This is a genomic window from Roseovarius sp. MBR-51 (assembly GCF_053628575.1).
Window position 1 is genome coordinate 103223 of the sequence record NZ_JBRJGQ010000003.1, and the last position, 24487, is coordinate 127709.

22 protein-coding genes and 1 tRNA gene are annotated in these 24487 nt (G+C 60.5%); 12 read left to right on the top strand and 11 right to left on the bottom strand.

What is annotated here, in order from left to right:
* The first annotated feature begins 5 nt into the window (after positions 1–5).
* Together ACSSVY_RS05040 and ACSSVY_RS05045 are read left to right on the top strand one after the other, a co-directional pair.
* The gene (locus ACSSVY_RS05040) at positions 6–1445 is read left to right on the top strand and encodes a phage major capsid protein (RefSeq protein ID WP_454268332.1); all 1440 of its coding nucleotides are present in this window, start codon (positions 6–8) and stop codon (positions 1443–1445) included.
* Positions 1446–1833: 388 nt separating this feature from the next.
* Positions 1834–2853 (top strand): tyrosine-type recombinase/integrase, encoded by a 1020-nt coding sequence (locus tag ACSSVY_RS05045; RefSeq protein ID WP_454268333.1) that lies wholly within the window; start codon positions 1834–1836, stop codon positions 2851–2853.
* A 107-nt stretch (positions 2854–2960) separates the two neighbouring features.
* On the opposite strand, the gene ACSSVY_RS05050 is transcribed toward ACSSVY_RS05045, so the two are convergent.
* Positions 2961–3044: transfer RNA gene (locus tag ACSSVY_RS05050), tRNA-Leu, on the bottom strand.
* Positions 3045–3220: 176 nt separating this feature from the next.
* Between ACSSVY_RS05050 and ACSSVY_RS05055 the strand changes: the two genes are divergently transcribed.
* Positions 3221–3718 (top strand): Hint domain-containing protein, encoded by a 498-nt coding sequence (locus ACSSVY_RS05055; RefSeq protein WP_454268334.1) that lies wholly within the window; start codon positions 3221–3223, stop codon positions 3716–3718.
* Here ACSSVY_RS05055 and ACSSVY_RS05060 read toward each other — a convergent pair.
* Entirely contained in the window at positions 3715–5229 is a 1515-nt protein-coding gene (locus ACSSVY_RS05060) for an NAD(P)H-hydrate dehydratase (protein WP_454268335.1), read from the bottom strand. The genes ACSSVY_RS05055 and ACSSVY_RS05060 overlap by 4 nt on opposite strands.
* Positions 5230–5413: 184 nt before the next feature.
* Here ACSSVY_RS05060 and ACSSVY_RS05065 point away from each other — a divergent pair, with 184 nt between their 5' ends.
* The 5 genes from ACSSVY_RS05065 (at position 5414) to ACSSVY_RS05085 (ending at position 9948) form a co-directional block, all read left to right on the top strand.
* Positions 5414–5752, top strand: coding sequence for a P-II family nitrogen regulator (locus ACSSVY_RS05065; RefSeq protein WP_008282302.1), 339 nt, complete (start codon positions 5414–5416; stop codon positions 5750–5752).
* A 30-nt stretch (positions 5753–5782) separates the two neighbouring features.
* A complete protein-coding gene (glnA, locus tag ACSSVY_RS05070; RefSeq protein ID WP_454268336.1) occupies positions 5783–7189 on the top strand; it encodes a type I glutamate--ammonia ligase in 1407 nt (468 codons plus the stop codon).
* Between the two features lie 196 nt (positions 7190–7385).
* Positions 7386–8255 carry a hypothetical protein gene (locus tag ACSSVY_RS05075; RefSeq protein ID WP_454268337.1) on the top strand — a complete coding sequence of 290 codons (870 nt, stop codon included), beginning with the start codon at positions 7386–7388 and terminating at the stop codon, positions 8253–8255.
* A 125-nt stretch (positions 8256–8380) separates the two neighbouring features.
* A complete protein-coding gene (locus tag ACSSVY_RS05080) occupies positions 8381–9166 on the top strand; it encodes a lytic murein transglycosylase (protein ID WP_454268591.1) in 786 nt (261 codons plus the stop codon).
* 86 nt (positions 9167–9252) lie between these two features.
* Complete coding sequence (locus ACSSVY_RS05085) at positions 9253–9948, top strand: hypothetical protein (RefSeq protein WP_454268338.1); 696 nt, start codon at positions 9253–9255, stop codon at positions 9946–9948.
* 38 nt (positions 9949–9986) lie between these two features.
* On the opposite strand, the gene ACSSVY_RS05090 is transcribed toward ACSSVY_RS05085, so the two are convergent.
* Together ACSSVY_RS05090 and ACSSVY_RS05095 are read right to left on the bottom strand one after the other, a co-directional pair.
* Positions 9987–10724 (bottom strand): heme-dependent oxidative N-demethylase family protein, encoded by a 738-nt coding sequence (locus ACSSVY_RS05090; RefSeq protein WP_454268339.1) that lies wholly within the window; start codon positions 10722–10724, stop codon positions 9987–9989.
* A gap of 9 nt (positions 10725–10733) precedes the next feature.
* Positions 10734–11177 carry a DUF6314 family protein gene (locus ACSSVY_RS05095; protein WP_454268340.1) on the bottom strand — a complete coding sequence of 148 codons (444 nt, stop codon included), beginning with the start codon at positions 11175–11177 and terminating at the stop codon, positions 10734–10736.
* 392 nt (positions 11178–11569) lie between these two features.
* Here ACSSVY_RS05095 and ACSSVY_RS05100 point away from each other — a divergent pair, with 392 nt between their 5' ends.
* The 4 genes from ACSSVY_RS05100 to ACSSVY_RS05115 all read left to right on the top strand — a co-directional run bounded on the left by ACSSVY_RS05100 (position 11570) and on the right by ACSSVY_RS05115 (position 17263).
* On the top strand, positions 11570–13342 hold the full coding sequence (locus ACSSVY_RS05100; RefSeq protein WP_454268341.1) for a type I secretion protein: 1773 nt from the start codon (positions 11570–11572) through the stop codon (positions 13340–13342).
* Between the two features lie 538 nt (positions 13343–13880).
* Positions 13881–15659 (top strand): type I secretion protein, encoded by a 1779-nt coding sequence (locus tag ACSSVY_RS05105; protein ID WP_454268342.1) that lies wholly within the window; start codon positions 13881–13883, stop codon positions 15657–15659.
* A 94-nt stretch (positions 15660–15753) separates the two neighbouring features.
* Entirely contained in the window at positions 15754–17061 is a 1308-nt protein-coding gene (purB, locus tag ACSSVY_RS05110; RefSeq protein ID WP_454268343.1) for an adenylosuccinate lyase, read from the top strand.
* A gap of 34 nt (positions 17062–17095) precedes the next feature.
* Positions 17096–17263 (top strand): hypothetical protein, encoded by a 168-nt coding sequence (locus ACSSVY_RS05115; protein ID WP_454268344.1) that lies wholly within the window; start codon positions 17096–17098, stop codon positions 17261–17263.
* A 74-nt stretch (positions 17264–17337) separates the two neighbouring features.
* Here ACSSVY_RS05115 and ACSSVY_RS05120 read toward each other — a convergent pair whose 3' ends face one another.
* From ACSSVY_RS05120 to ACSSVY_RS05150, 7 genes are read right to left on the bottom strand one after another with little or no spacing between them, the layout of a single operon-like run.
* Entirely contained in the window at positions 17338–21345 is a 4008-nt protein-coding gene (locus ACSSVY_RS05120; RefSeq protein WP_454268345.1) for a baseplate multidomain protein megatron, read from the bottom strand.
* 3 nt (positions 21346–21348) lie between these two features.
* The gene (locus ACSSVY_RS05125; protein WP_454268346.1) at positions 21349–21792 is read right to left on the bottom strand and encodes an NlpC/P60 family protein; all 444 of its coding nucleotides are present in this window, start codon (positions 21790–21792) and stop codon (positions 21349–21351) included.
* Positions 21789–22664, bottom strand: coding sequence for a DUF2163 domain-containing protein (locus ACSSVY_RS05130; protein WP_454268347.1), 876 nt, complete (start codon positions 22662–22664; stop codon positions 21789–21791). The genes ACSSVY_RS05125 and ACSSVY_RS05130 overlap by 4 nt, the downstream gene beginning before the upstream one ends.
* Positions 22661–23293 carry a phage distal tail protein, Rcc01695 family gene (locus ACSSVY_RS05135; protein ID WP_454268348.1) on the bottom strand — a complete coding sequence of 211 codons (633 nt, stop codon included), beginning with the start codon at positions 23291–23293 and terminating at the stop codon, positions 22661–22663. The genes ACSSVY_RS05130 and ACSSVY_RS05135 overlap by 4 nt, the downstream gene beginning before the upstream one ends.
* A gap of 13 nt (positions 23294–23306) precedes the next feature.
* Positions 23307–23966, bottom strand: a complete 660-nt coding sequence (locus tag ACSSVY_RS05140; RefSeq protein WP_454268349.1) for a phage tail tape measure protein — start codon at positions 23964–23966, stop codon at positions 23307–23309.
* The gene (locus ACSSVY_RS05145) at positions 23959–24165 is read right to left on the bottom strand and encodes a rcc01693 family protein (RefSeq protein WP_454268350.1); all 207 of its coding nucleotides are present in this window, start codon (positions 24163–24165) and stop codon (positions 23959–23961) included. Before ACSSVY_RS05145 ends, ACSSVY_RS05140 begins: the two co-directional genes overlap by 8 nt.
* Positions 24162–24485 carry a gene transfer agent family protein gene (locus ACSSVY_RS05150; protein WP_454268351.1) on the bottom strand — a complete coding sequence of 108 codons (324 nt, stop codon included), beginning with the start codon at positions 24483–24485 and terminating at the stop codon, positions 24162–24164. Before ACSSVY_RS05150 ends, ACSSVY_RS05145 begins: the two co-directional genes overlap by 4 nt.
* Positions 24486–24487: the final 2 nt, after the last annotated feature.

A 24487-nucleotide genomic window follows, 5' to 3' on the forward strand; every position in this document is an offset into this window, starting at 1 on the left:
GATAGATGGCTGACGGAAACCTGAATATCCCAAGTGCGCGAATTCTGGCGCAGCATCGCCAGATCGCTACATCTGGTGAATATCCTAGTGCTTTGGCTGACGTGATGGCCGAGCGCGGCGTTGCCGTCGAGGCAGCGCGTGTAGCGATGACCCACACGAAGGACCTCGAACATCGGCTTGATGCCTCTGGCACCTTGAACGATGCAATGCGGCGCCATGCCCGGCAGCATTATGCCCAAGCTCTCGCGGCCGGGAACGATGGCGCCACTGCTGTCACGCAGGCAGTCAATGCGGCTCTCGGTGAGGTGGGCGAGGCAACCCAGAGGCAAATTCACGGGGTCGGTGGCCCGCGCCTTTCCTCAAACGTCGGTACCTCATGGGACCACGGCGAGGGGTTGCGCCAAAAAGTGCAGGATGGTCTCACGGCGCGCCTTGCGCAGCAGATGGGCCTCAAACATGAGCCGACCGTGGGGCGCGAGTTTGCTACCATGCAAATGGGCGAGATGGCCATGCAGATGGTGCGCGCAACCGGCGCACGACCAATCAATCACGGCGAGGCGATCCGCATGGCCGTCGGCTCGCACTCCACCAGCGATTTTGTTCTTGCGACCCAAGGAAGTCTCGAAAACGTGCTGGCCCGCGGCCTCGAAGCCCGCACCCCTGAAATCGAGCGCGCCGCACGGTTCACCACACGTCCAGATTACCGGGAAAGCTTTTCTCTGAGCCTTACCGAAAGCTCGACGCCGCAAGAAGTCGCGGAAGCAGGTGAGATCAAATATGTGACTGTCGATGAGAAGGGCGAAAAGAACCCGGTTCTGCGCGATTTTGCATCCGGCTTGGCGGTATCCAACAAAGCGATTGCAAACGACCGGATTGACCTTCTCGGTGGGGTGGCCGACGCCATGCTTCGCGCGGCAAATGTCCGCAAGCGTATCGTGATGCTTGAGCCGATCGAGACGAACATGGTCATGCGAGACGGTTTGGCGATGTTCCATGCCGATCATGGGAATCTCGCCGCCTCTGGTGGTGCGCCGGGTGTTACGACCGTGGGTGCAGCCGTCAAGGCCATGCGAACCCAGAAAGGGCCGTTTGGCGAGGTTCTGGCAATCGCGCCAGCTTTCCTGATCGTGCCCCCGGATCTGGAAACCGTCGCACAACAGGTGGTCGCGGCTCTTACCCCTGCGACGGTTGGCGAGGTGAACCCTTGGGCCGGAAAGCTGGAGGTTCTTGTTGAGCCGGGCCTTACCGACCCCGCCGCTTGGTATATCGCGGCAGACCCAGCGCGCTTTGATGGTCTGGTTTGGGCGACAAAGGATGACATGACCTTCCCGGTTGTCGAAAGCAAACCCGGCTGGACAACGCTTGGTATGGAATTCCGGCTTGTGTGGGCGCTGGACGCCACGTTCATCGAAACGGCGACCTGGTATAAGAATCCGGGCGTTTGATCTTTGGGCCGGGTTGCCCCTGCCCGGCCTTAAGGGGCGCGGCTTGTATCCTTTCCGGGCCGCGCCCGAATTCTGAGGGTAGTTTGTCAAGTTCTCCCCTCAGCCTCTCCCCGCACTTGAAGCAACCACAGGTGCGGGGAGATCAATAGCAGCGCCCCTTCCCAATCAAGAGGGATGTAAGACCAGAAATGCCCCGTCCCCCGTCCCCCATACTGGCCAGCGAAAAGACGGCGGCGGCGCTTCTTGATATGAAGCCCTCTGAATTCCGTTCGCTGGTGCAGTCTGGGGCCCTTCCGCCGCCCGAAAACTTTCATGGGTTTCAGCGCTGGAGGGTAAGAGATCTGGAGGCCATTGCGAGCGGCGATACACTTGATGGGGAATTTGAGGCATGAAAAAGCCAGACCTGCCATATCTCGAATTCAAGACCATAAAGGGGCGGCAATATATCTATTTTCGCCTTGATCGAGGCGGCAAAGTCACCCGCGTTCGATTGCCAAACAACCCCGACTCCGAGGAGTTTGCGCGCGAGTATTGGGCAATTCGTGCCGGGCGCTCAAAGCGCATGTGCAAGACAACTTGGAATGACTTGATCGTCGCCTACTACCAGTCCCCCGCGTTCCGCAGCAAGGCCAATGGCACCCGGCAGAACTATCGCCGCCACTGTGAAGCGATCCGGGAGAAGAACGGCGACAAGGATATGACGCGGTTCCGGCGCAAGGATGCTATCAAGGTTCAACAGGCATTACAGGCAAACTGGTCCAAGGCAAACGAGCGTCTCGCCGTCCTGTCTATCCTCTGCAAATTCGCCGTCGATCTGGAGTGGATCGACCGCAACCCCGTAGTTGATATTACCAAGCTGACTGGCGGAGAATACGAGCCATGGCCCGAGGACAAGCTTGCCGCGTATGAACGCTACTGTGACCAGAACGCCCTTACCACGGCAAGGACCATATACGAACTCTGCGTAGGAACAGGCCAAAGGATCGGCGATTGCGTCGGTATGGAGTGGTCTGATTTCGATGGGGAATACATGGACGTTGTCCAGGACAAGACCGGGACAAAGCTCTCGATCTACTGCCCGGAACGGCTGCAAAATTACCTGAACAGCTTGCCCAAAACCGGGCGTCATATCCTCGCGAAGAACTTGACCCAGCATATCGCCAAGCGCGCCGCTCAGAGGGCCGTTGAGGAGGTTCGCCGCGCGTTGGGCATTATGGAGGGTTCAGCGCGCCTTGTCCCGCACGGCTGGCGCTACACGGCTGCGGTGCAGCTATCTGATGCAGGTTGCAGCGATGATGAGGTGCAAGCCGTTACCGGTCATAAGACCATGGAAATGGTCCGCAAATATCGCGCCAAGCGCGATCAGCGCGCAGCCTCGAAGCGTGCCCAAGAAAAGAGGAGTCGCTGAGAACGGAACAAGATCGGAACGGGAACCTGCGAAACAAACCGCGAAACCCCAAAAAGTAGAAAGGAAAATGAGCAGCATGAATTCAGAAAAATACAATCAAATCAAAGTGGTGCGGGTGAAGGGACTCGAACCCCCACGACTAAGTCGCCAGAACCTAAATCTGGTGCGTCTACCAATTTCGCCACACCCGCATAATCCGCGTCCCGTTGCCGGTCGCTGGCGCGTTCTCTAGCAAAGCGTTGGGATAGATGCGAGCGGAAAATTCAGGCGTTGATCGGCGGATCCCATTGAAAAAAAGGTAGGACATTAACCCAATCTTGCCATATTGTGATTGTAATCTTGAGGCAGATAACAAGTGAGACACGCCATGAAACCGAAAACGGTCGGGCGGACAGACGGCGGCTTGACCGTCTTGCCCCCTGTGGACGCATGCGGCCTTTGGGCTGACAGCATCATTCTTACCCTCGACGGCGAACGTCGGGTGGCCGATCTGCGGGTGGGCGACCGTGTCATAACCCGTGACAGCGGTACGGCGGTTCTCACTGGCATCGCCCGGCATACGCGGCACACCCCTGCGGTACGGATCATGGCCGGGTCCCTTGGGCATACGCGGCCCGAGCAGGATGTGACCTTGCCGGCCGACCAACCTATGCTCGTGCGTGACTGGCGCGCAAAGGCGCTCTTTGGTGATGCACAGGTCCTTGTGCCCGCTGAACGTCTGGTGGATGGCGAATTTGTAACTTTGGAGCCGGCGCAGGATATGACCCTCTTCGTGCTCGACTTTACTGTGCCCCACATCCTCTATGTCGATGGATTGGAATTGGCCAGCAGCCCCGAAATGCGTCTCGACGCCCGCGCCGCCTAATCGACCATTGCGCGCAAGACCTTGGGTAACTCCTCGGACAAATCTTCGGCGATCAGCCCGGGGCCATAGCTTCGGGCGCAGGCGGCATGAAGCCATGTGCCCATTTCTGCGGCCTGCATAGGGTCGAGACCGCGCGCCATGAGACCCGTGATGAAACCCGCCAGCACGTCCCCTGATCCGGCCGTCGCCAACCAGGGGGCTGCATTGTCGTAATGGGTGGAATTGACCGCACATCGGCCATGAGGATCGGCAATCACCGTATCGGAGCCTTTGTAAAGCACCACACAGCCTGCGCGCTTGGCCGCCGCACGCGTTGCATCCACTTTGGAATAGACCGGCCCGTTTAGAGGGGGCGCGGCCAAATGTTCAGCGATATCCGGAAAGAGCCGCGCAAATTCTCCGGCATGCGGCGTCAGAACACACGCCGGATGCAGCATGCCAAAGAGAGCCTCCGGCCCATCCTCAAAGGCCGACAGCGCATCCGCATCCAGCAGAACGGCCAGGTTGCGCGCCGCTCCCACGACCGCCGGAACCAACTCACGCGCGCGACGCCCACCCAACCCCGGCCCAAGGCATACTGCCGTAATCCGAGGGTCTTCAATCATCTCGGCCAGATCATCGACCGTCCCGATCCGCCGCACCATCAAGGCCGTAATCTGACAGGCGACCTCCATCTGAGCGGCGGGTGGTGCGCCCAATGTCACCACCCCCGCCCCGATGCGCAGTGCAGCGCGCGCCGCCAAACGCGCAGCCCCCGTGCGCCCTGCCCCGCCGGTCAGAACCAAAGCGTGGCCATTGGAGTATTTGTGTGCGCGGCCCGTCTTGTTGAGCATATCCGGCACAGGCGCTTCGATCAGCCTGACCGCTCCCTCCACCGAACAAACGCGCAAACCGATGTCGGCACGAACCAGCCGTCCGCAATGCTCTGGACCCTCCGCCAGATGATGGCCAGCTTTCGCAGCGTGAAAGGTGACGGTCAGATCGGCATGGACAGCCCCCGCGCCTAGAACCCGCCCACTGTCGGAACACAGGCCCGACGGCACATCAACCGCCGCCACCCTGCCACTGCGCGGGCACCGCGCCCAGTCCAGCGCCACCCCTTCAAGGGGGCGAGTCAGTCCGATCCCAAAGAGCGCATCAACATGCAGATCCGCTTCGATCCCGGCTCCTGCCTTCAAGGACGAAATCGCCCCAATCTCGCGCCAGCGATCATGGTTGATCCGCGCATCAGGCGGCAAGCGGTCTGCAGTCCCCAATGAATACACCGCGACCTCCCAGCCCCAGTCGTGCAGCAGGCGGGCGATTACAAACCCATCGCCGCCATTGTTGCCGGGCCCACAGACCACAACCGCCCTGTGAGGCGCGCGCTCCAAGTCCGGCCACGTTTCAAAGACCGCCGCGACAAATCCTCGTCCGGCACGCTCCATCAGGTCACGCCCAGAGGCAGCGCCCGACTCAATCGCCGCCTGTTCGAGAGCGCGCATTTGCGCGGATGTCAGAAGGTTCACCATGTTCTGCCCCTTACCGGCCGTTTCGCGATTCAATTTCGCTGAATTTTGCACCTAAGCGCCTATTATTTAGGCAACACTTAACCTTCGCGCCGGGATTGCCCACATCACAGAGCGTAACCGATTGAGACCCCCGCTGAGAAGTGGTCTGCACGTTCCGAAACGTAACCGCGGGAGGCCCCAGCCGATGAAAAAGATCGAAGCGATCATCAAGCCCTTCAAACTCGACGAGGTGAAGGAGGCGCTTCAGGAAGCTGGCATTCAGGGCCTTTCGGTCATCGAGGTCAAGGGGTTTGGCCGCCAGAAGGGCCATACCGAGCTCTATCGCGGCGCTGAATACGTGGTTGATTTCCTGCCCAAGGTGAAAATCGACGTCGTGCTCGATGACGATCAGGTGGACGCGGCCATCGCAGCAATCATCGACGCGGCCAAAACCGACAAGATTGGCGACGGCAAGATTTTTGTCAGCCCCGTCGAACAAGCCATTCGCATCCGTACCGGTGAATCCGGTTCAGACGCGCTCTAATATCTACTCCAACAAGAAAAGGACAAGAGAATGAGCAACGACGCAGTTCTCAAGCTGATCAAAGACGAGGATATCGACTATGTCGACATCCGCTTCACAGACGTGCGTGGCAAGTTGCAGCATGTGACCGTGGTCGCCGATTTGGTCGATGAAGATTTCCTCGAAGAAGGCTTTATGTTCGACGGCTCGTCGATTGCTGGCTGGAAGTCGATCGAAGCCTCCGACATGAAGCTGATGCCCGACACTGAAAGCGCCTATGTCGATCCGTTCTACGCGGAAAAGACTCTTTGCATTCATTGCTCCGTGGTTGAGCCCGATACCGGCGAATCCTATGACCGTGACCCGCGCGGCACGGCCGAGAAAGCCGAGGCCTATCTCAAGTCCTCAGGGATCGGCGATGTGGCCTATTTCGGTCCCGAAGCGGAATTTTTCATCTTTGATGATGTTCGTTTCTCGAACACGATCAACAAGGTCTCCTATCAGGTCGACGCCGTTGACGCGTCCTGGAACAGCGACACCGAATACGAGATGGGCAATACCGGCCATCGTCCTGGACTCAAGGGGGGTTATTTCCCGGTGAACCCGGTTGACGACGCCCAAGACCTGCGCGCCGAAATGCTCTCGACCATGAAACGCATCGGCATGAAGGTGGACAAGCATCACCACGAAGTTGCAAGCTGCCAACACGAATTGGGCCTGATTTTCGGCACGCTGACCAAGCAAGCCGACGAGATCCAAAAATACAAATACATCATTCACAACGTGGCGCATGCCTATGGCAAGTCGGCTACCTTCATGCCCAAACCGATCTATGGCGACAACGGGTCTGGCATGCATGTGAATATGTCGATCTGGAAAGACGGCAAGCCGCTCTTTGCCGGTGACAAATATGCCGACCTCAGCCAAGAGGCGCTCTATTTCATCGGTGGCATTCTCAAACATGCCAAGACGCTGAACGCCTTCACCAACCCCGGCACCAACAGCTACAAGCGGTTGATCCCCGGCTTTGAGGCCCCCGTTCTGCGCGCCTATTCGGCCCGCAACCGCTCGGGCTGCGTGCGTATTCCGTGGACAGAGAGCCCCAAAGCCAAGCGCGTCGAGGCCCGTTTCCCCGACCCGAGCGCCAACCCCTATCTGGCGTTCGCGGCTCTGCTGATGGCCGGTCTGGATGGTATCAAGTCCAAGATCGACCCGGGCGAGGCCATGGACAAGAACCTCTATGACCTGCCCGCCGAAGAGCTCAAGGACATCCCGACCGTCTGCGGTAGCCTGCGCGAAGCGCTGGATTGTCTCGCGGCAGACCATGACTTCCTGCTGGCTGGCGACGTGTTCACCAAGGATCAGATCGAGGCCTACATCGCCCTCAAGTTTGACGAGGTCCACAAATACGAGCACACGCCTCACCCGGTCGAATTCGGCATGTATTACAGCTGCTGAGCCATCAGGCCTGTGTAAAAGATCAAGGGCACCCCAATCGGGGTGCCCTTCTTCACGCCCAGATCACCGTTGCGTGATTGGCATCAATGCTACGATTTTTGAGCAATTGCCCCAATCTATCCTCATTTGAAACAAACTAGCTCCTCCTTCAGTTGTCATAACGGGATCAATCACAACGTTGATAATGGAAAATCCCATGGCCAATTCCACTCACAGGGTTACGGCAGGGCTAGTATTTCTCGGTACGAGAACCTTCGACATTGTCCGGATCGGAAACCGGATCGGTATGACTTTGGACTGGTTGGACGAGCAGACAACACGGCTGCGCGTGCTGTCTGACAGCACGGCACATCTGCACTCCGATAACTTCATCCTCAGAATTGAAATCAAGCCAGACCACAAAGTTGTCAGGCTTGACCAGCGGGTTGAGCATTTTCTTGCGCTCAGCCTGTCCCAGATTGATCCCGAGGCCCCGCCGAATGCAGATCTGGCGCTATCGGTCATGGCGCATGTGCTGCGGTCCCTGCATTTCACACTTGCCCCGGATTATGTGCAATGGGTTCATCCCCTGGCGCTGCTGAACCACGCTGAGTTTCTCGAAGCGGTCACCTTGCAAGAAGAAGAAGAGGCTGCGCCACAGGCCGAGATCATTCCTTATCCAAAGGCGCAAGCCGCCCGCTCCCGTCTCCCGGACATTGAGTCCACCAATCATGCGCTGCAAGCTCGGTTTGTATCTGAGCGGCAGAGCGATCCGGATGCCCACGTGACGGGGGCGCTACGGTCCGTATTCCGCGAGACGTTGGAGCAGAATGATGCCGACAATCCTACGGCTGACGGAGTTCGCGAAAGCACGGCACCTTTGCGTTTGGCCGTCTGGATGATGACGATCACCCTGGCCCTCTTTGCGTTGCCCGTGGCGGCGGCCCTCGCTGTCGTAAATCTGCTACGCGGCGAGAACCTGCGCTTGGCCTCGCAGGCTGCGGCCCTGAGCGGTTTTTTTCTTACGTTGCAGGTGCATGGAGCAACGGCACAGGCGCTCCAAGCGGTTCAGGATCTACTGGGATGACGCATCAGCGTAAATTCCCACCCGCACCGCTCTTGTGGTGCGCGTGGGGGGCGTTACACTCTACCCGAAAGCTGTTTTACGGGAGATTTGTAATGTTCAACACTGATAACCGCCGACTGCGGCCTATGGCACTTGGTCTTTGGCTGAGCCTTGCCGCGACCGGTGCAGCGGCGGCCCCTTGCGGCAACAGCGCCGACGGGTTTTCGGCATGGAAGGCTGCCTTTGCCAGAGAAGCCGCCGCCGAAGGCGTGGGGCAACGCGGTCTCGACGCATTGGCAGGCTCACAATACGCCAGCAGTACCATCGCGGCCGATCGCAACCAGAAGAGTTTCAAGTACAGTCTCGAAAAGTTCCTGCAGGTCCGTGGCGGTCCGACCATTGTGGCACAGGGCCGCAAGCGACGCGTGAATGACGCCGCCTTTTACGACGCGCTGGAACGGCAATATGGCGTGCCAGCCGGTGTCCTGATTGCCATTCATGGGATGGAAACCGGTTTTGGCGGCTTTATGGGCGATAGTGCGGTGGTCTCGGCTATCGTGACGCTGACCTATGATTGCCGACGTTCGGACTTTTTTCGACCGCACGCCCTCGGCGCGCTACAGCTCGTTGATCAGGGAGCGATCACGGCTCAGACCAAAGGGGCGAAACACGGCGAACTCGGTCACACACAATTTTTGCCGGGCAATGCGCTGCGCTACGGTGTCGACGCCAATGGCGATGGCCGGGTTGATTTCTACAACCTCACCGACGCGCTGGCCTCCACCGCCAATTTCCTGCGCCAAAAGGGATGGCAACCCGGACAGGGGTACCAGGAAGGCCAACCAAATTTCGCAGTCATCCAACAATGGAACGCTGCAAGCGTCTACCAAAAGGCGATTGCCCTCATGGCAGCGCAAATCGATGGAGGGTGACGCGCTATCGCGCTCTCCCCTCTCTCACTGTAAACGTGCCAAGTATGTCCGGTTTCATCTGAACCCTCTCAAGAACGGGGCATGAAATGAGCAGACAGAGTTTCGGCCAGATTGCTGCATTGGAATTCTTCGACCCGCCAGAAATGGCCTTTCCGGACATTGTCGAGGAATTTGACATCGCATCCCAACGCCTTGCGCCGCAGCTGCGCCGCTTGACGTGGGATGGCGAAGACATCGCGCTTATCGACCGGGACGCCGTGCGCATAGCGCTCGGCTGGCTACCTGCCGCGACCGAGGACCGGCCAAGCTATCTGGTGCTGGCAGTCGGTCCGCGCAACACCAAGCGCGAGGTTCATCTTGACCCCGAAGCCTATGAGATGCTGACGCGACGGCTGGTTGAGCGGGTGCGCAGCTATCTGCCGTTTGACGCGGTTCTGCATGGGGCGGCCAACCGCCCCGTTGGAAGCACCCTTCTTGACATGACCTTCGAGCTGCTGGCGGGCGGCGCGAGCGATGCCGCACGCACACGCCGTCCAGCCCATGGTGTGGGGAAATCTACCGTAAGGCGCAAACGCGAAGACCCGGAAACAGAATTCAGACCGAAGCCACACCGCACTCCTGCCGAGGCCGAAGAGGCTCAGTTGGCCGTTCCCGGTGTCTCAGTTCCCATGCGCCTGACGATTATAACCTTTGGCCTCACTCTGTTCCTGCATGCGCCCCCCCTTGGCGCGGCGCTGCTGACGTATACCACCCTACGCGAGGCGCAGCCGCTCTTCAGCTAGACACCCAAGGACAGCCCCCGCGCGCCGCGCGTGCGCCGTCAAACGTCGACCGTGCGGCGGGACAGGATATAGGTGTGAATCGAAAACACGCGGGCCCGCGTTTCAGGAAGCCGCAATACGCATTGCCGCTCACTGCGCAAATAGGGGTAATCGGCACTGGCACTGGGTTGCACACGCGCCCGTGGCTGATGCAATGTCGCATCCGCATAGCGCAGCGCGTTAAACCGCCAGAGCGGTCGCCCAGCTTGCACCCCGTCAAAGAGCCGTTGAACCCGACGCGCGAGCCCCTGATCATAGGCCTTGACCGGCACATGAATTGTCGTCAACGGACGGCCAATCTTATCCGCCAAATGCCAACTCGCCGGAAAGCACAGGACCGCCGCCGTGAGCACATGCTCATCGCCACGCCGCTCTAGGATGCACAGATCCTCTTGCACCAGATGCCCCAGCGTGCCCATCGGGTCGCCGCGATCAATCGGCACCACCGCGCCATCCGGGCGGCGCACATGCTTTGCAGAAATCTCGTAGCCCTGAGCATATTGATCCAGCCAGCCCAACACAAACTGCAATAGCTCCGACGCAGCGGGATCAGCCCCTTCCGTGACCGCGAGCACCTCTGAGCGCGCGGCGGCGAGCAAACGCGCCCGTTCTGCCATTTGGCCAGAGAAAGCCTCATCAACCACAAGCCAATCGGCCATGTCGAGCGGAGAAACCCCCGGCAAGGCATGTGGTCCTTTGGGATCATAGGGCAGTCGGGTCTGGAGAATCTCTGTCATGGCAGGACTTTAGCCAAGCGCCCCATGTGCTGCATCCGCTAAATCATCCGATCGGCGATAGCGCGTCACCATCTGGTAATCCTTGCGCGGCCCACGCACATGCCACGTGACCCTGAACGCGGGCCATTCGGTAAAATCATAATGTCCCTCATACTGATCCGGATCGCACCAATGCCCGGTGTCTCCCCCCGATGCGGGCACGGCATGAAAAAACCGGCCATCCGCGAACCAAACCGAGAGATCGTGGGTCCAGACATAGCGGCGCTCGCCTTCGAAACGCAGACCACTCTCAAGCAGCATCTGCCCGGACTCGTGATAGGCCAGAGCCCCTGCTGCATCAGGCCTCCAGACCGCGCGACCCGTGAACTGCGCTGTCGTGCCATCCGCATGCCGGATATCCCGCTCAATGAGCCAGACACCTTCAAAATCGTTCAGGATGACAGATTTTCTCATATGTCACCCCTGCGACAGCGCCGCACGATTCGCAAGCCAGACCGTAAAGGCCGCATTTACCGGGACATGTCTGGCCCCAGTCGCAAACTCACCCAACCACCCATAGGACAAGACATCTGTGGCTGAGGCCAGCAAGTGCGGATTTCTGACAGGACCGCGTCCAATACCCTTAGGCACATGACAATCCACCGCCCAATCCGGAACAAAAGTCTGTTCGCGCAGGGCCGATATATCCCTCTGGATAGGCTATCCAACCGGATAATAGTTCATTTTTCGTGTTTTGACTAAATCTAACGGGTCAAAAGGCTGACGCGTGTCCCGCGCAGATTGTGCGAGGCAACCGGGGAATTTGCCTCACGTCCGTAGACATTTGACAGTTGGAGGAAGTCACCATGAGTTTTCAGCTCAAGGCGAAATCATTATCCGACGAGACCTATTCTGAGGCGCATTTTGGCGCGAATGTTCTGGGTCTTCGGGATCGCATTGGCGAGGACGGCACCTTCGATGATGTCGTCGACCACCTCTCTGTGGATCACCTCCGCTATCCCGGCGGCAGTCTGACCGAAGATCTCTTTAACCTCTCCGACCCCGACAGCGAGATCGCGACCAGCCACACGACCGGCGAAGAGGTCGAGATCATGCCCATCAGCGAGATCTTTGGCTTTGCCGAGACTCAGGGGCTTGGAATGACACTGGTTCTTCCCACGCGTATGTTTATCGGCGAAGAGGTCGACGCTCACGGCAACCGCCTGCCGGACATTGACGAGGAAACGCTCCGCGGATTTCTGCGCGATCTGTTCGACGGAAAATTCGGTTCGCCAGATTTGCAGGCCATTGAGCTCGGTAGCGAATACTGGGGCAGCGGTGAGATGAACTCGTTCGAATACGGGCGTCTGGCCGCAGACATGGCCGTCATCGTCAACGAAGAGATCACAGCCCACCCGAATGCCGAGCTGTTCACCGAAACAGATGTGCTCGTCCAGATGGGTTTGAACTATGGCTCCGCCAGCCTCTCCGACAGCTTTGATGGCTCGGGCCAAGAGCAACTGGCTGCCTTGAACGAGACCTACGGGCTGACCCTTGCGCCAGATGTCTATCTCTATTCCTCTGGCAATGTCGCTTGGGCCAAGGTGGCCAACGCCATTATCGTCAACGAATTCGATACAGCCGCAGAGCAAGACGCCATCGACGCCGTCGTAGGACATATTTATTCAAAAGGGGCCGACGCCCCAAACAGTCGCTATTTCGAACTGTCGCAGATATCCGACACCTGGGGCGAAGAATTCCCGGAACTCGACATCTATATTTCCGAATGGAACCTGAAGCGCAGCGTGTCCGAAGAGCGAGAGACTGAATTTGGCCTCAAGCAGGCGCATGAAATGCTCAATCTGATGGAGGCCTTTGCCTGGGGTAGTGTTGACGCCGCCAATGTCTGGCCGCTCCAGATGGACAGCCGCACCGGCCTTGCAAATACCGATGGCGATATCCGCGTGCCCGGCGAAATGTTCCGCCTGATGGAACAGACATTGCCCGGTATGCGCCCCTTGACGCTTACAGACAGCCAAGGGCGCGAGACCGAGATCGAGGACGAGACCGCCGATGCCCATGTATTCTACTCTCCAGATCGGCTGGTGACATTTCTGGCCTCCACAAGCGACACAGCGAGCCAAGAGACTGTGGATTTTTCAGAGCTGGTCACGACGATGGGTGAAGTTACGATAACCCGCCTCGGAGTGGCCGAGGGTGAGTCTCCCACACACTCGGCAGCCACTCCCTCGGTGACCCAAGAAAACCCGGCAGACCTGATCGAGAACGGAATTCTAATCGCCAATCTCGCACCCCATGAGATACTCATGATCGAAATGTCCAATCCGACCTATTCGTCCCCTGTGGAGGCGCTGGCCGCAACCCTGCCAGTCATTCCAGAGATCACGCAAGGGGCTGATCCGGACCCGGATGAGCCTTTGGGTGACACGACGGCCTCTCCCGCTGGAACGGATGAAGATCCCGATCCCGAACTGCCCCCGACCCTGCCGGCATCCCCCGAGGACGAGCCGCTGGACGCGGACCCTGAGCCCTCAACCGACGAACACGGAGGCGGTTTTGAGTTTGGCTTCGGCGCAATCGCTTTGGCCTTGCTTCCGCTTTTGCTCCTTGTCGTTTGACGCTTGACGCTCGGGACAAGTCACGGTCGCATCAAACGCCATCGGCGTTGTGCCCACCCAGGGAATTTGCGTCAGACCATAGCCCGACTCTCCTCCCGCAGAGTGGTCCCGCACCCGAATCGCCCAGACGGACCGCCCTCAACCCGGATGCGTCGACATCTGCCTGACCTCTGGTCGAGCTCCGTGCTACTTTGCCGCGTTGTGACCTCTGCGAAAACCTGTGCCGAATTTACCATCATCCAATGTGCATCATCTCAAATAGCACGTTGTTTTTCATCCATATTTGCCAGAAACGAATCGTGCCACCTCACATTCCGAGGATGAAACCGGGTCAGAAATTGCAACTTCCAGACCAAGATTTGAGACATGGTTAACACCCTATACGGAAGCATTGGCTATCCGGCTGAATAGTATCATAAATCTCTGTTTTCCTTAGAAATTCCTTGGCAAGTAGGGTTCTACGCCACCAAGGTTCGACCCACCCGTCAAAGGTGAACGGCGCCCCCCTATTGCAGTCTGTAGGATGCCGGGGGTTGCGATGCCATTTACACTTTCAGCAGGGTCCTTGTCTGACACCGCCTTTTCGCAGGCGCATTTCGGTGCGAACATTCTGGGCATCAAGGACCGCGTCGGCTCAGATGGAACATTTGACGATGTGGTCCGCACGCTTGGCGTCGAACACCTGCGGTATCCGGGTGGCAGCCTCACGGAATATTACTTCGACATCAACAATCCCGACAGAGACTTTGCCATCGACAACCTGACCGGCCAAGAGAAGCCGTTTCTGGCGATAAGTGATGCCCTTGGCTTTGCCGAGGATGAAGGGATTTCGGTGACCATCGTACTGCCAACCCGTAGCTTGTTGAGCGACGAGGTGGATGCCCAAGGCAATCGCCTGCCCGAAATCGACGAGCCTGCATTGCGCGGGTTTCTGCGGGACGTATTCGACGGACGTTATGGCTCGCCTGACATTCAAGCCATCGAGCTCGGCAACGAATACTGGGGCAGCGGCGGCATGAATACCTTTGAGTACGGGCGTCTTGCCGCCGATATGGCCGTCATCGTCAAGGACGAGATGACCAGCCATCCCGAAGCGGAACGATTCTCCGAAACCGATGTTCTCGTTCAGATGGGCATGAACTACGGAGCTGACAGTCTCTCACAGACCTTTTCTGGCACACCCGAAGAGCAGTTGGCGTCGCTGAACGAAATCCACGGTCTGAACCTCTCCGCCGAAGAGTATATCTATTCGTCCGGCAACATCGCTTGGACCAAAGTCGCCAATGCGATCATCATGAGTGAATTCGATACGACCACCGAGCAGGAGGCAATCGACGGTGTGGTCGGGCATATTTACTCCAAAGGGATCGACACGCCGGGCAGCCGCTATTTCGAACTTTCGCAAATTCAGGACACTTGGCTCGAAGAAATGCCGGAACTTGATATCTACGCGACGGAATGGAACCTGAAACGGAGTGTCTCCGAGGATGAAGAGTCGGATTTCGGGCTGAAACAAGCGCATGAGATGCTGAACGTCCTCGAAGCGTTCTCTTGGGGGGGCGTGGACGCCGCCCATGTCTGGCCACTCCAGATGAACAGTCGCACCGGCTTGGCCGATGGCGAGGGCGAGGGCGATATCCGCGTTCCCGGCGAAATGTTCCGCATGATGCAAGAGACACTGCCCGGCACCCGCCCGCTTGCGCTGGCCGATAGCGTGGGCCGCGAGACAGAGGTCGTTGGCGAAACCGCTGATGTGCATGTCTTCTTTGCGCCGGACCGGATGGTGACCTTCATTGCCTCCACCAGCGATGAATCGAGCCAAGAAGTCGTGGATTTCATGAATATCCTTCGGGATCTGGGAGATGTTTCCATCACACGCCTGGGCGTGGCCGACGGCGAAAACCCCAGCCTGTCAACCGCAGAGCCGGTCGTGACCGAAGAAAACCCGAACGACTTGATCGAGGATGGTATCCTCATCGCCGACCTCGCACCCCATGAAATTCTGATGATCGAGATGCACAATCCGACCTTTACTGCAGAGTTCGCCAACCTGACCCAAGACGCCACAGAAATCCCCGATTTCGTGGACGCGGAGACGCCCGAAACTATCCTCACCATCTCGGATATCGTGCAGTCCAATGGCACGTCGCCGGATGCCGATGACAGCTTGATCCCCACTTTGCCCGCCACCGAAGATCAGAACGAAGGACCAGAACACGCAGCCATTTCCGACGATGACAGCGGCGGCGGCGGCGGTGACTTCGGCTTTGGCGCACTGGCGCTTGCCTTTTTGCCTATCCTGCTGCTCGCGGCCTGATCCAGTCACGACAGAGCGGCGCGGGTTGCCGCCCTCCTCTGCACGCATTACAAGCGCGGCGAACCCTCATTTCCGACAGATCAAGGATCGCCGCATGATTCCCCGCTATTCCCGCCCCGACATGGTCGCCATCTGGGAACCCGCCACCAAATTCCGCATCTGGTTCGAAATCGAGGCGCATGCCTGCGACGCCATGGCCGATCTCGGTGTTATCCCGCGCGCGAATGCGCAGGCGGTCTGGAAAGCCAGGGAGGTGGAGTTCAACGTCGCCCGCATCGACGAGATTGAGGCCGAAACCAAGCACGACGTCATCGCCTTTCTCACCCATCTGGCCGAGCATGTGGGCTCTGACGAGGCACGCTTCGTGCATCAGGGCATGACATCGTCGGATGTGCTCGACACCTGTTTCAATGTCCAGCTCACCCGCGCCGCCGATATCTTGATTGCGGATATGGAAGGGCTCTTGTCCGCGCTCAAGCGCCGCGCCTACGAGCATAAGGACACGCTGCGCATCGGGCGCAGCCATGGCATCCACGCAGAACCCACCACCATGGGCCTGACCTTTGCCCGCTTCTACGCCGAAATGCAGCGCAACCTGCGCCGCCTGCACACCGCCCGCGAAGAGATCTCGACAGGGGCGATTTCCGGCGCCGTCGGCACATTTGCCAATGTCGACCCACGCGTCGAGGCGCATGTCTGCTCCCAGCTTGGCCTGACACCCGAGCCAATCAGCACCCAAGTGATCCCGCGCGACCGCCACGCCGCGTTCTTTGCCGCGCTTGGCGTCGTGGCCAGCAGCATCGAAAATGTCGCCATCGAAATTCGCCACATGCAACGCACCGAAGTGCTGGAAGCCGCCGAGTTTTTCTCGATGGGGCAAAAGGGCTCGTCCGCCATGCCGCACAAGAAAAACCCGGTGCTGACAGAGAACCTGACGGGCCTTGCCCGCCTTGTGCGCATGACGGTGGTGCCCGCCATGGAAAACGTTGCCCTTTGGCACGAGCGCGACATCTCGCACAGCTCTGTCGAGCGCATGATCGGCCCGGATGCCACCATCACCCTTGATTTCGCCCTCGCGCGGCTGACCAATGTGATCGACAAACTCTTGGTCTACCCTGACAACATGATGGCCAATATGAACAAGTTTCCCGGCCTCGTTATGTCGCAGCGCGTTCTCCTGGCCCTGACCCAAGCGGGCGTCAGCCGCGAGGATGCCTATCGCCTCGTGCAACGCAACGCGCTCAAGGTCTGGGAAACCGGCTGCGACTTCAAAACCGAATTGCTGAATGATTCAGAGGTCACTGCCGCCCTCAGCCCGGCGGAAATTGATGAAAAATTCGACTTGGGCTATCACACCAAGCATGTGAATACGATTTTTGCCCGGGTTTTCGGGGAATCGTGATAGCCTGACCCCCTGTCCAACAGGGAGACGTATGATGAAGTTGAAATTCGGATTGGCCGCCCTCGCGCTTGTCGTCACACCCAGTCTGGCCTTGGCCACGGGGGGCTGTAACTACAGCAAACAGAAACAGGCGATTTCCTGCGTTGCGGGCACCGCGTGGGATGCCTCAACGAATAGCTGCGTTCCGCAAACCTCAAGCTGATGTGAAAACGGGGCGGGATCACTCCCCGCCCCTGCTTCACCGTTCTCTAAATACTCAAATAGGCCACGCGCGCCTCAGAGATCACGGGTTGCGAATGTGCCAATCCCGAACATGGCCGACATCTGCGCGACGTCGATCTGCTTGCCAGCGTCCGGCCCGTCGGCCACGCGCGCCGCTGCCGGATAGATCCAGTCGGGACGGTCAAGAGTGACCTCGCGCAAGACCTGCGCCCCCCGCGTCACCCGCAAGAGATAGCGCTCGCTTTCCTCGCCAAGCGGGACCTCGGGCGTATCCCAACGATCCCCGCCGATCCGCGTCCGCCTGATCCAGCTTACCGCCAGATCCCCCCCCGCCCCGACAACCCGCAGATGCACCGGCGCATAAGGGCGCAGACCCACCCCGTCAAAGGCAATCACAGCATGCGAAAAACTCGGGTCATCCACTGGCCGTCCCCCCGGCCCGATCCGGTAATGGAGCGCCTGTCCACGCTGCGCCTCGGTCAATTCGATCTGGTGCGGCACGCCGTTGAGCCGCACCAAGAGTGACCCTGCAGGCCAGACGCCACCGCCTGCCCGTTCCGTTCCCGCCTGCCCACGCAGCCGATGGCGCAGAACATACGTTTCCGGTGCCACCAACTCTGCATCGCGGAACTGGAACAATTCCCAGCCCCCCGGCGTGCCATCGCCAATGGCGCAGAGATTGGCACCGTTCAACAGCGCCGCATCGCCCACGCTTTCCAACGCCCCGAACCGCATCCGCACGAATAACCCATCTCCCCGGTCGATCCGCCCCATGGGTGCTGGCAAGAGCGGCGTTTGCGTCACCCCCACTGTGCTGCGCGCTGCAATCAAGGTGTTGAGCCGGTAATTGGCATCCTCCGACGAAGAATAGACCGCCGCTGTACCGGGCCAAGGATTGGCCAGCACCGCGATATGCGGCGCATGCGGCACCTCCCCGCCGGTCAGCAGAGGCAAATCGAGGAAAAGCGGCGTCACCGGTCCCGGCGCCACAAAGGGGCGCAGCCGCGCCGGGTTATCCTCGATCAGGATAGGCCGATAACTCTCGGGGTCGATCCGCACCGCATCGACGCGCTGGGCATTGCCCATCTGCTCGACACGGTCGATGCGAAACTGCGCACCGCCCTCGCCCTTTGGCAGCGCAAGCACATCACCTGCCCCGACAGCCAATTGCGACGGCGGCAACGTCAGGCGCAGCGTATCAATCGACACCCGCGCCTCCGAGAGCCACCGTTCCACCACCTGCCGCCCCTCGGCCCGCGTCAGCGCCAGCGGCATCTCTGACGCCGCCACCGCATGCGTCGCCTCATCGGGCAAGATCGCCTCTTCCGAAATCGCCTCGTAATCCGCATCCGCCTCGAGAAACCGCAGCCGCACCCGGCCCGCAAGTTCCAGATCGCTGCCACGCAATTCCTCTATCACGCCCCCCAGTTCCGGGTCGCGGACCACCTGATCGAGATCAACCGCATGATCCACCCGCCCATTGCGCCCGCGAAACTGCAACACACCGTCCCGTTCGATGGCATCAAGACCATAGGCCAGCATCAAAGGTTGCAACGTCGCGCGCGCCTCGCTGACCTGATCGACCAGATAGCCGCGCAAGAACCCCTCGGCGCGGCTTGTATCCAGTTCACGCAAACCCGCGCGCGCCGCCACTTCGCCAATCACATCCGCCAGCCGCCGCCCGCTGACGCGGCCATTGATCCAATGGCCCCGCGCATAATTCGCGCCATCCGACCAGAGGTCGAGATTGCCGGGAAAATAGGGAAACGGGCGCGCGTCCCAAGCCCAGACATAGGCGTGATCGATATCAACCATCCGCCCGTCGAACTCCTCCGAGAGAGGATTGTGGACAGGATCGCTCCAGTAGCCCGCCATGGCCCGCAGATATTGCAACTGGATCAGCTCATCGCGTTGCCCCGTGGACTGGCGCGGCAGGCTTGACTCCGATGATTTAGGATCAAGGAACTTGTTCGGCTCATTGGTGCCCTTGTCCACCGCCGCACAGCCATATTCGGTAAAGCGGATCGGCTTCGATTGCGGCACCCAAGCGGTTGGCTCCGGCGCACGCAGGCCCCCAACCCGCTCGAAATGCCGGTTCTCCCACCAGCTTCGCAGATCCTTGAACCGCCAGATCCACGGCTCGCCGTAAGCGTCATCGGTGATCGGCACCCGCCGCTGCGCCGCGCGCGCCTCGGGAGTGGGGTAGAACCAGTCATAGCCCTCGCCCCCTTCGATATTGGCTTGCAAATAGCCCAGATCGTAGATCGACCGCCAATCGCGCGCGTCGCGATGATCGTCCCCCTCGCGCCAATCGCTGAGTGGCATGTAATTGTCGATGCCAACAAAGTCGATATTGCCATCCGCCCACAGAGGATCGAGATGAAAGAACCGATCCCCATCCCCCGGCTGATAGCCGAAATATTCCGACCAATCCGCCGCATAGCTGATCTTGACCTCCGGCCCCAACAACGCGCGCACCTCTGCCGCCAAGGCGATCAACTGCGCCACCGCCGGAAAACTGTTGTTCGCCCCCCGGATTTGCGTGAGGCTCCGCATTTCCGACCCGATACAGAAACTTTCGACCCCGCCTACGGCGGCACAGAGCGCCGCTTGATGCAGGATAAAGCGGCGATAGGACCACTCATCGGGGCCATGATAGGCCACCGGGCTCAGCTTGACCGCACCACCAAAACTCAAAAGATCCAGCGCGCCGGTGCCAGGGTTTTCCACCACCTGCGCCGCAATCGGTGTCACGATAAAATCCGCAGCCCGCGCGGTGCCAAAGAACGCCGCAACCTCGGTCTCAGCCTCTGTCGTCCGATCAGGACTGCCCGCCTGACCCGGTGCCTTGGAAGTCGTGATGCGCCCTCGCCACGGCAGCACCGCCTGATCCTCGGCCTCGCTCCACGGATCGGGCAGGCCATTGCCCGGCATCTGCTCCATCAGGATGAATGGATAGTAGAGCACCTCTTGCCCCGCCTGTTGCAGCGCCAAAATGGCCTCGATCACGGCCTGATCGGTCGGCGTGCCGCCATAGACCGCGCGGCCTTGTGTATCTATCGGCACCTCGCCTGCCTCTGCACGGCTCAGGCTCGAAACCTGCCATGGCATGTTCGACGCCTCGAACTGCTTTTGCTCCACCCGTGGCCTGATCTGGCAAACCCCGCAGCGCAGATCGTCACCGAACCAGCTCACAATCAGCGACACCGCCCCACAGGCCGGCAATTCCTCGACAAGTCCCTCAATCACCGTAGCCATGTCCGCGCGTGCGGAGGGGCTGTTGATATTGGCAATCCCGCTCGACCCAAGGCCAAAATTCATCGTGACCGGCGTCGTGGCCAGCGCGTATTCGCCCGTGCCGGGCAGCAGCGCCACGCCCCGCACCGCCCGCACAGGATCAAGATCCGCACCCGGACTGCCCGCTTGCGACGGGCGGCACACCTCGAAACTGAACTGCGGCACGCGATTGCCGAACTGGCTGATGTCGAGATCCTCGATCACCACATAGGCGGTGCCGCGATAGGCGGGCACGTTGCCTGCCCCTTCCACCGCCTCGATCCGGGGATCGGGCAATTGATCGCGCGTGCCCTTGTAGACCTGCATGTTGAGGCTGGTTGGGGCCACCTCGGTCCCATCCGCCCAGACGCGCGCCACACGGGTGATTTCGCCCTCGCAGAGCGCAAGCGCCAGACTTAGCGAATAGCTGATCGCCCGCGTATCTGGTGTCGCGGGGCGCGGCGTGCCCTTGCCGCCGCCCCGGCTGCCTTGGGTCACGGTCACATTCTCGCGAAACTCGGTCGCCCAGATCACCTGACCGCCCACACGCATGCGCCCGTAAACCTGCGGGATGGCATCGCCCTCCCCTGCGCCGGTCAGGCGCAACCGGCTGACGCGCCCCGTCTCGACCACTTCCGATCCCTGTCCCAACAATCGTTGGTCAATCGAACGGCCGATCACGGCCCCGGCAAATCGCCCAATCGCAACCGACGAGAGGCCAAGCGCGGTGCCCCCCACGGCCCCGCCAATCGCGGCCCCTGCGGCGGATAACAGAATGGTTGCCATGAGTCAGCCCTCCTCGGGAAATGCAAATCGCGCCACGATGCGCCGTCGCCAAGGGGCGCTCAGCGCGGTTTCGACCACGCCATGCCCCGAATAGGCGTGAATGAAACGGGCGCGCGCGCCCAGTTCAGCGACCACGCCCAGATGCTTGGCAACCGACCCTTCGCGCATGCGAAAGAGGATCACATCACCGACCGCCTCTCGGGCCAAATCCTTGGCCAGCAAATGCCGCGCCGCTGCCTGCCACAGCGCCTCTTGCCGCGCGGGTTCGGACCAATCCATCGAATAGGCGGGCGGGCGTTCCGGCTCAGCACCGCACACCTCGCGCCACAGCCCCCGCACCAAACCCAGACAATCACAACCCGCCCCACGACAGGCCGCCTGATGCCGATAGGGCGTGCCGATCCAGCCCCGAGCGGCCGCGACAATCCGCGCTCCCTGCTCGCTCATCTGCGACTCCCGCCATCCAGACGCGGGCTCTTGGTCGGGTCCGTGATCGTCCAGTCATCGCCGGGAATATCCGGGAACCCTTGGTAATTCAGAAGGTTGTCGAACTTGAATTGACAGGTCGTCCTGCGTTTGTCGCAGCCCGCTTCGATCCGCAGCGCATCCCCCGGCGCGACCGTCGCCCCAAACGGATGCCAGAGATCAATCACCCGCCCCGCGCCATCGCTGCGGTCGCGCTTGATCAATCCGATAAGCCCCACCGCAGCCCCACTCAAAACCCGGATCACCCCATGCCGAAACCAATCGTCTTCAAACCCTCTCATCTCGGCAAAGCGAAACACGCGGTTGTCGTCGACTGTCTCGGCGGGGCGCTCCGCAACATACCCCGGCGTATCCAGATCAAAGGTGCAGCTCCGATCCCCCAGAATGGCGCTGCACGCCTTTTGATAGACCCGCCCCAACGGCACGTTGAGCGCATCGGTCAGCCCGCGCAACTCGGCCTCGAACGCCCCGCCTGCGCGCCGCAACTCGCCCATCGTGCCGCGAAAGATCAGCTTGCGCGCTGTCAAATCCTGCCAATTGACGAGCCACGCGCGCAACTCCGCGCCGTCATATCGCCCGGCCTCGATATCCGCTTCGCGGATGGCCGCATCGCTCAGCGCGCCCAAGGCCTCGGTGTTGTCGACCGACAGCCCAGTTGTCTGCTGCAAGGCCAAGGCACTCAGCCCGGTATCAGGGCGAAACGCCACGCCCTCAAACGCCAACAGCCGGTCGTGATCGGTGAACCCCATCACCACCCCGTCGCGGCGCGTCAGTGCCCAACACCGGCAGGTCGTGGTAACACCCGACTTGAGATGCTCCAGAAGGCTGCTCATACCCGGATCTCCACCACCGGCACATTGGGCACCTCGCCTGCTTGAAAACTGGCAAGGCTGGTTTGAATCCGGTCCGTATCGAACCGCACCGGCACGTCGAATTCATAGCCCGCCGTGACCGGCACGCCGCGATTGGGCGGCTCCGAGAACGTGACCACGCCAGTGAAAGTATCTACCTCGTAATGCACGCCCTCCTGCATCTCGACATTATCAAGACCCATGCGCACCGTGCCCTTGACCGGCTTGACGATTGGCCGCAGCGCGACCTCATCGCCAGACCGATAGGATTTGAGCAGTTGAAAGGCGACCGTCGCGTCATCCCCCACACCAATCTCCTGATCCCGGTAATCCGGCGCGGCCTTGGCCCGGCCCGATTTGAAATCGGTCCAGTCCTTCCAGCGAAAGCCAAAAAGTTGCCCACGCCGCGCCTCGAAAAACGCGATCAGCGCCTCGATATCGTCGAGCGACCGAAGCGCCACGCCCGCGTCATACCGCCTGCGCGCCTGCGCCCAAGGCGTGTTGCGCTCCTCAAACCCATTGGCGAGCGTGACGATATCCGTCAACCGCTCCGGCCCGCCAAGCGAGCCGAAACTCAGGCTCGCCGGAAATCTGACCTCGTGAAATCCCATGTCCTGCTCCTTTTCAGCGATTGCGCCCACCGCGTCCGATCACGCGGCCAAGCTGCGCCGCGATCTGCCCCTGAGAGCGGCGAAACCCTTCGGCGTCAGGCGTCTGGATATTCATCACCACACTCACGCCCCCGCCGCCCTGCGCGCGCACGCCAAGACGCCCATCGGGGCCACGGCTGAGCGGCATGATCGCCTCTGGCCCCGCCTCACCCATCAACCCGGTGCCACCGCGCATCGGAAAGCTCACAGGCCCGCTCACCACGCCACCATTGGCAAAGGGCTGTACCCGGCCCTGCGAAAACGACGCGCCTTTGGCAAAGGGGAAAAGCCCACCCACAAGGCTGCCGATCCCCTGCGAAATCAGGCCACCCAGTTGATCTGTCACCGGACGTGTCGCATCGTTGAAGGCGGTATTGACCATGCTCAGGGCTAACCGCCGCAAACTGTCCGACAGGCTATCGCCATCGACCACAGCGCCGCGTATGGCCCCGCGTAATCCGCGGCTCAGCCCCCGCTCGAGCGATTGCACATCCTGCCCCGCACTGGCAAAGCCACCCTTTACCCGTGCCAGCTCCGCACCAAAGGCAGCCGCCATCCCCGTCGCCTGCCCCATCGCATCATCGAGTGCTGCAATCTGCGCCTCGAGCTCATCGACCCGCTCCAGATCATCCATCTCTCATCTCTCCTTCACTGTCGGGAAAGGCGCGCAAGAGCGCCTCAAGCCCGTCGCGCGCCATTGGGGCCACGCCCTGCCGCTCGCCCAGCATCAGGCGCAATTCCATCGGGGTCAGCGCCCAAAACTCCGCAGGTTTGAGACCAAGTCCCTGAAGCCCGGCGCGCATCAACGCGGGCCAATCAAACCGCCCGCTCATCCACTCACCTCAGGCAAGGCAAAAGCCCGCACCAAGAGCGCCGCCGCCGCCCGCGCCCCTGCCAGCGGCCCGCCCTCGATCTCGGCACTCAGCAGATCCGCCGTCGATCCGCGCCAGCGACCGCCACGCAGCCCCGCCACGATCAACGCCAGCACATCGCGGGTGGAAAACGCGCCGCCCTCGAACCGCGTCACCAGATCAACGAGCGAGCCGCTGTCCAACCCCGCCTCCAACTCGGCCAAAGCCCCCAGAGTCAGCCGCATCACTTGCCGCTCTCCGCCGATCACCAACGCCACCTCACCTGCCCAGGGGTTGGCCATCA

What these genes read in the sequence shown, in the direction of transcription:
- ACSSVY_RS05130 (WP_454268347.1), bottom strand. Translation starts at nt 22,664, where the DNA reads ATGAGCAGCCTTCTGGAGCATCTCAAGTCGGGTGTTACCACGACCTGC.
- ACSSVY_RS05045 (WP_454268333.1), top strand. Translation starts at nt 1,834, where the DNA reads ATGAAAAAGCCAGACCTGCCATATCTCGAATTCAAGACCATAAAGGGG.
- ACSSVY_RS05065 (WP_008282302.1), top strand. Translation starts at nt 5,414, where the DNA reads ATGAAAAAGATCGAAGCGATCATCAAGCCCTTCAAACTCGACGAGGTG.
- ACSSVY_RS05095 (WP_454268340.1), bottom strand. Translation starts at nt 11,177, where the DNA reads ATGAGAAAATCTGTCATCCTGAACGATTTTGAAGGTGTCTGGCTCATT.
- ACSSVY_RS05100 (WP_454268341.1), top strand. Translation starts at nt 11,570, where the DNA reads ATGAGTTTTCAGCTCAAGGCGAAATCATTATCCGACGAGACCTATTCT.
- ACSSVY_RS05140 (WP_454268349.1), bottom strand. Translation starts at nt 23,966, where the DNA reads ATGGATGATCTGGAGCGGGTCGATGAGCTCGAGGCGCAGATTGCAGCA.
- ACSSVY_RS05120 (WP_454268345.1), bottom strand. Translation starts at nt 21,345, where the DNA reads ATGGCAACCATTCTGTTATCCGCCGCAGGGGCCGCGATTGGCGGGGCC.
- ACSSVY_RS05135 (WP_454268348.1), bottom strand. Translation starts at nt 23,293, where the DNA reads ATGGGATTTCACGAGGTCAGATTTCCGGCGAGCCTGAGTTTCGGCTCG.
- purB (WP_454268343.1), top strand. Translation starts at nt 15,754, where the DNA reads ATGATTCCCCGCTATTCCCGCCCCGACATGGTCGCCATCTGGGAACCC.
- ACSSVY_RS05040 (WP_454268332.1), top strand. Translation starts at nt 6, where the DNA reads ATGGCTGACGGAAACCTGAATATCCCAAGTGCGCGAATTCTGGCGCAG.
- ACSSVY_RS05090 (WP_454268339.1), bottom strand. Translation starts at nt 10,724, where the DNA reads ATGACAGAGATTCTCCAGACCCGACTGCCCTATGATCCCAAAGGACCA.
- ACSSVY_RS05105 (WP_454268342.1), top strand. Translation starts at nt 13,881, where the DNA reads ATGCCATTTACACTTTCAGCAGGGTCCTTGTCTGACACCGCCTTTTCG.
- glnA (WP_454268336.1), top strand. Translation starts at nt 5,783, where the DNA reads ATGAGCAACGACGCAGTTCTCAAGCTGATCAAAGACGAGGATATCGAC.
- ACSSVY_RS05060 (WP_454268335.1), bottom strand. Translation starts at nt 5,229, where the DNA reads ATGGTGAACCTTCTGACATCCGCGCAAATGCGCGCTCTCGAACAGGCG.
- ACSSVY_RS05115 (WP_454268344.1), top strand. Translation starts at nt 17,096, where the DNA reads ATGAAGTTGAAATTCGGATTGGCCGCCCTCGCGCTTGTCGTCACACCC.
- ACSSVY_RS05125 (WP_454268346.1), bottom strand. Translation starts at nt 21,792, where the DNA reads ATGAGCGAGCAGGGAGCGCGGATTGTCGCGGCCGCTCGGGGCTGGATC.
- ACSSVY_RS05085 (WP_454268338.1), top strand. Translation starts at nt 9,253, where the DNA reads ATGAGCAGACAGAGTTTCGGCCAGATTGCTGCATTGGAATTCTTCGAC.
- ACSSVY_RS05080 (WP_454268591.1), top strand. Translation starts at nt 8,381, where the DNA reads ATGGCACTTGGTCTTTGGCTGAGCCTTGCCGCGACCGGTGCAGCGGCG.
- ACSSVY_RS05075 (WP_454268337.1), top strand. Translation starts at nt 7,386, where the DNA reads ATGGCCAATTCCACTCACAGGGTTACGGCAGGGCTAGTATTTCTCGGT.
- ACSSVY_RS05150 (WP_454268351.1), bottom strand. Translation starts at nt 24,485, where the DNA reads ATGGCCAACCCCTGGGCAGGTGAGGTGGCGTTGGTGATCGGCGGAGAG.
- ACSSVY_RS05145 (WP_454268350.1), bottom strand. Translation starts at nt 24,165, where the DNA reads ATGAGCGGGCGGTTTGATTGGCCCGCGTTGATGCGCGCCGGGCTTCAG.
- ACSSVY_RS05055 (WP_454268334.1), top strand. Translation starts at nt 3,221, where the DNA reads ATGAAACCGAAAACGGTCGGGCGGACAGACGGCGGCTTGACCGTCTTG.